Origin of the sequence: Reyranella sp., from assembly GCF_050185545.1 — a bacterium.
Lineage (GTDB): Bacteria > Pseudomonadota > Alphaproteobacteria > Reyranellales > Reyranellaceae > Reyranella.
This window is the reverse complement of the sequence record NZ_JBFWZI010000185.1, coordinates 2,173-7,683: the sequence shown is the minus strand read 5'-3', so window position 1 is coordinate 7,683 and position 5,511 is coordinate 2,173. Positions and strand designations below refer to the sequence as shown.

The window sequence follows — 5,511 nt, the reverse complement described above, 5'->3', positions numbered from 1 at the left end:
CCTCCGCCTGCCGCATTGCCCGCCAGATGCGGTCCGGCGTCGCCGGACCGTCGAAGCCCGCGACGCCAAGCGGCGCCAGGGCGTCGAGGATGGCATTGGCGATGGCCGGGAAGGCGGCGATCGCGCCGGCCTCGCCGCAACCCTTCACGCCCAGCGGATTGGTCGTGCACGGCGTGCCGTTGAAGCCGAGATCGAACGACGGCAGGTCGTCGGCGCGCGGCAGGGCGTAGTCCATGAACGATCCCGCCACCATCTGGCCCGACCCCGGGTCGTAGACGGCGTGCTCGAGCAGCGCCTGGCCCGCCCCCTGGGCCATCGCGCCGTGCGCCTGGCCGGTGGCGATCATGGGATTGACCAGGACGCCGTAATCGTCGACCGCGGTGTAGCGCGCCAGGGTGACCCGGCCGGTCTCGCGGTCGATCTCGACCTCGACGACATGGGCGCCGTTGGGAAAGGTCAGGTGCTCGCGCGTCCAGGCATGGTAGGTGTCGAGCGGCTCGCCCCTGGCGCGGCCGAGCGCCGCCACCTCCATCAGGCCGATGGCGCGGTCGGTGCCGGAGACCACGAAGCGGCCGTCGGTGAAGTGGATGTCGGCCTCGGCCGCCTCGAGGGTGTCAGCGGCGAGCGCCGTGCCCTTGGCGATGATCTGGTCCGACGCGCGCCACATCGCCGTCCCGCCCATGTAGGTGGCGCGCGAGCTGCCGTGGCCGCCGCCGGCCACGATCAGGTCGGTATCGCCCTGGCGGAGCCGGATGCGCTCGTTGGGCACGCCCAGGCGATGGGCGAGGATCTGCGGGAAGGTCGTCTCGTGCCCCTGGCCGATGTGCTGCGTGCCGGTGATCAGCGAGATCGTGCCGTCGGCCTCGAAGCGCACGTCGACATTCTCGTCGGGCGGGCCGCCGGTGCCCTTGATGTGATAGGCGAAGCCCAGGCCGCGCAGCCTGCCGGCGCTCTCGCTCTCCCGGCGTCGTGCGGCAAAGCCTGCCAGGTCGGCGCGCGTCAGCGCCTGGTCGAAGGTCTGCGGGAAGGCCCCGCTGTCGACCTGGAAGCCGAAGCTGTTGGTCATCGGCATGGCGTCGGCCGGCACCATGTTGCGGCGGCGCAGCTCGGCCCGGTCGAAGCCGAAGCGCAGGGCCGCGGCGTCGATCAGCCGTTCCAGGATGTTCACCGTCTCGGCGAAGCCCGGCCCGCGCGTCACGCCGATCGGCGCGGTGTTGCTCAGCACTGCCACGACATGCAGCGCGATCGACGGGATGCGATACACCGTGCCCTGCAGATGGACGTACTGGTAGGTCTGCACGCCGCCGCCGGCGCCCGCCATGTAGGCGCCCAGATTGGCGACGCTCGAGACCTCGAGCGCCAGGAAACGGCCGTCGCGGTCGAGTGCCAGGGCAGCCTCGGCCACGACGTCGCGCGCGGCATGGTCGGACAGGAACACCTCGCTGCGGCTGGCGATCCATTTGACCGGCCGGCCGATGCGGCGCGCCGCCCACAGGATCAGCGCGTGCTCGGCGTACGCGAAGTTCTTGGCGCCGAAGCCGCCGCCCACGTCCGGCGCGATGAAGCGCACCCGGGCGGGCTCGACGCCCAGCGCGCGCGCCACGTGGTTGCGGTTGATGTGGATGTTCTGGCTCGAGACATGCAGCGTGTAGCGCCCGTCTGCCGGATCGAACCGGCCGACGCAGCCGCGCGGCTCCATCGGGTTGATGGTGATGCGATGGTTGTCGAGCTCGAGCCGCACGACGTGGTCGGCGCGGGCAAATGCAGCTGCCACGCCGGCGCTGTCGCCGGTGTGCCAGTCGAGGCAGACATTGCCCGGCACCTCGTCGGCGATGACCGGCGCGCCGGCGGCCCGTGCCGCCGCGCCCGTGGTCACGGCGTCGAGCGCTTCGTAGTCGATCTCGATCAGCTCGGTGGCGTCGAGCGCCTGGGCCTGGGTCTCGGCCACGACCAGGGCCACCGGCTCGCCGGCGAAGCGCACCTTCGTTCCGGCGAGCAGGGGCTGCGGCGCGAAGGCGAACGGCTCGCCGGTCTGGACGTTGGCCTCGGCATAGGGCCGCAATGGCCCGAGCTTGTCGTGCCCGGCATCGATTGCGGTCAGCACCGCGAGCACGCCGGGCGCGCGCCGGGCCGCCTCGACGTGGACGCCATGGATCCAGGCATGGGCGTGCGGCGAGCGCAGCACCACGGCGTGGGCGAGCCCCTCGAAGCGCAGATCGTCGAGATAGCTGCCGGCGCCTCTGACCAGGCGGGCATCCTCGCGCCGGCGCGGCGAATCGCCGATCGTTGATCTCCGCGAGTCGGCGCTGGTCGAAAGGGTCATGTCCTGAGCGTCTCCGCGTTCCTCGCCTGTCGCTTCTCGTCCCACCAGTCGCCAACCTGCAGTCGCCAGTAGACGAGCTGCGTGGCGAGCCGGCCGACGACGCCGCCGGCCCAGCGCGTGCCGTAGGGCGCGAACAGCTTCCAGCGGTCGTCCTCGCCGGTGATGCCGGCGGCGACAGCATCGGCGCCGGCGGCGGTCTGGGCAACCCCGTGGCCACCGAACGCCGAGCAGACCCACAGGCCGGGCTGGATCTCGCCGACCTGCGGCATCATGTGCGGCGCGTAGCCCATGATGCCGGGCCAGGCATATTCGATCGCGACCTCGCCGAGCTGCGGATAGACCGACAGAATGTCGCCGCGCATCGTGGCGCGCAGATTGGCAGGCTCGCGCGTGTCGGTGGTGATGCGGCCGCCCCACAGCAGACGGTCGCCGTCGACGATGCGATAGTAGTCGCCGGCGCGGCGCGTGTCGGAGATCGCGCCGGTCCAGCGCACCGCGTCGGCGAGCTTCTTGCCGAGCTTCGCCGTCACTGCGACGTAGGTCGCCACTGGCAGGATGGCGCGGGCGAGCCGCGGCTGGACCCGGCCGAGATCGGCATTGCCCGCCATCACGACATGGTGGGCGGCGATCTCGCCGCCCTTGGTGCGCACGCACCAGGCGGTGCCCTGGCGCTCCAGGCGCACGGCTTCGCTCATCTCGTGCACGTGGCCGGCGCGGCGCTCGATGTCGCGCGCCAGTGCGAGCGCGAGGTTGAGCGGATGAACCTGGAAGGAGTGCGGATCGTGAATCGCCTGGTGGTAACGCTCGGTGCTGAGCAGCGCGCGCACGCGCGCGGTGTCCCACGGCTCGAAGCCGGCGTCGAGCTTGGCCGCCAGCGCGCGGATGCGGTCGGGAAAATCGGCCCCCTGGTCGGTGCGCGCCACGGTGAGCTTGGCTTCGCCCATCAGCAGGTCGGGCCGGGCGAAGGACTGGATCGCTTCGCGCACGATCGCCACGCCGCGCCTGGACTGGGCATAGAGCCTGCGCGCGTGCGTCACGCCGAGCCGATCGACCAGCGCCGCGGTGCGGGCGGCGTAGCCCGGGCTGACGAAGCCGCCGTTGCGGCCGGAGGCGCCCCAGCCGATGCGCCGGCGCTCGACCAGCACAACGCGCTGGCCGCGCATCGCCAGCAGCCGCGCCGTGTGCAGGCCAGCGAAGCCGCCGCCCACCACCGCGACATCGGCCTGGACAAGACCGCTCAGCGGCAGCCGCTCCGGGCTCGCGTCCCGGGTAGCGGCGTACCAGCTCGCCGGATAATCGTTGTCAGTCATGCTCATGATCTTGTGGACCGCGGGCGTCTCGCCCGCTCGAGAGAAGAGCGGGCGAGACGCCCGCGGTCCTCGAGAAGACGAGTCAACACCCCACCGCCTCGCCGTCGCTGCGCGGGTCGGCGCCGCCCGAGCGCATGCCGGTGACCGGGTCGATGGTGATGCCGTGGGCGTGGCCGGCGAGCTCGTTCCAGTCGCCCCAACGGTCGAGCGTGTGGCCGCGCCGCTCGAGCTCGTCGAGGGTGGCGCGGGGGAAGCGTGCTTCGAGATGCAGCATGTCGCGCGGCTGGCCGATCGCGAAGCGGCCCGACAGGAAGCGCGGCATCTCGACCGCCTGCTGGATATCGAGACCGTGATCGATCATGGCCAGATAGGTCTGCAGGTGGATCTGCGGCTGGCCGTCGGCGCCCATGCAGCCCAGCACGCTCCACAGCTTGCCATTGCGGAAGCCGAGCGACGCAATGAGCGTGTGCAGGGGTGTCTTGCCCGGCTCGACCCGGTTGGGATGGCCGGGATCGAGCGTGAAATAGGCGGCGCGATTCTGCAGCACCACGCCGGTGCGGCCGGCGACGACGGCGGCGCCGAAGCCGCCATAGAGCGAATGGATCAGGGAGGCGGCATTGCCGTCCCGATCGACCGCGGCGATGTAGACGGTATCGCCGGCCAGGGTGCCCTCGGAGGGAAGGCGGTCCCACGGGATGGCGCGTGCCGGATCCATCAGAGGGCGTCGCGCGTCGGCGTGCGCCCTGGAGACCAGGCGATCCATCGGCACGTCGGCAAAGCGCGGGTCGGCGAGATGGCGGTCGCGGTCGTGATAGGCGAGCTGCTTGGCCTGCACCATGAGATGCACGGCGTCGGCGCCGAGGAACGGCTTGCGATGCAGCTCGAACGGCTCGAGCAGGTGCATCATCTGCAGCACGGCGAAGCCCTGGGTGGGGGCCGGCGTCTCGAAGATCGTGACGTCGCGATAGCTCCCCTTGAGCGGCTCGCCCCAGCGCGCGACCTGCGCACCAAGATCGTCGGCGGTGAAGAAGCCATCGTTGGCCTGCGACCAGCGCACCAGCTCGCGCGCCACGTCGCCCGCATAGAAGCCGTACCAGCCGTCGCTGGCGATTGCCTGCAGGGTGCGCGCGAGATCGGGATTGGCGAGCATCTTGCCGCCGCCGAGGAAAATCGCTGCCGCCTCCGGGCTCTTCGCCAGTTCCTCGCGCACCGCCTCGCACCAATGGGCAAGCCGCGCCGACATCGGAAAGCCGTCGCGCGCATAGCCGATGGCCGTGTCGAGGCAGCGCGCCAGGGGCAGCCGGCCATAGGCGGCATGCGCCATCGTCCAGCTCGCTACCGAGCCTGGTACGGTGAGCGTGCCGACCAACGGCCCGCGATAGGGCACCTCGGCGAGACCGCGTCGGGCGAAGGCATCGAGCGAGGCGCGCGATGTTGCGCGGCCGCCGCCGTCGATGTAGCGCACTGCGCCGGTCGCGGCGTCGTGGATCAGCCAGAAGGCATCGCCGCCGATGCCGGTCATGTGTGGATAGACCACCGACAGCGTGGCGCTGGCGGCAATTGCTGCGTCCACGGCGGAGCCGCCGCGTCTCAGCAGATCGGCGCCTGCGCGAGAGGCGAGCGCATGGGGCGACGTCACCATGCCGTGCGGCGACTGGGCGGCCGGACGGCCAGCGTTGAATTCGATCATGTCAGGTCGATGACTAGCAGATTCGACGGGCGCATGGGACCGACTCGATTGGCTGGGGGCGCGCCACCAGCAAGAAACAAGGTCTTAGCCGGGAGCGCGCCACACCGTGGCGCTCATGCTCTTCCTTGGACCGCGGGCGTCTCGCCCCCACAAGTATAGAAAAAATAGCGGGCGATAACCCCCCCGTC

The 5,511-nt window shown here is 71.1% G+C and carries 3 protein-coding genes; all 3 read right to left on the bottom strand.

Annotated elements, in window-relative coordinates; all coding sequences use genetic code 11:
* The coding region (locus AB7O82_RS31245; protein WP_428621071.1) for a xanthine dehydrogenase family protein molybdopterin-binding subunit at positions 1-2,323 on the bottom strand (2,323 nt) is incomplete at its 3' end.
* Positions 2,320-3,633 carry an NAD(P)/FAD-dependent oxidoreductase gene (locus AB7O82_RS31240; protein WP_428621069.1) on the bottom strand — a complete coding sequence of 438 codons (1,314 nt, stop codon included), beginning with the start codon at positions 3,631-3,633 and terminating at the stop codon, positions 2,320-2,322. The genes AB7O82_RS31245 and AB7O82_RS31240, both read right to left, overlap by 4 nt.
* 82 nt (positions 3,634-3,715) lie before the next feature.
* Positions 3,716-5,323, bottom strand: a complete 1,608-nt coding sequence (ggt, locus tag AB7O82_RS31235; protein WP_428621067.1) for a gamma-glutamyltransferase — start codon at positions 5,321-5,323, stop codon at positions 3,716-3,718.
* Positions 5,324-5,511: the final 188 nt, after the last annotated feature.

Excerpts from the sequence above, each read along its gene's own strand:
- AB7O82_RS31240 (WP_428621069.1), bottom strand. The coding sequence starts at position 3,633 with ATGACTGACAACGATTATCCGGCGAGCTGGTACGCCGCTACCCGGGAC.
- ggt (WP_428621067.1), bottom strand. The coding sequence starts at position 5,323 with ATGATCGAATTCAACGCTGGCCGTCCGGCCGCCCAGTCGCCGCACGGC.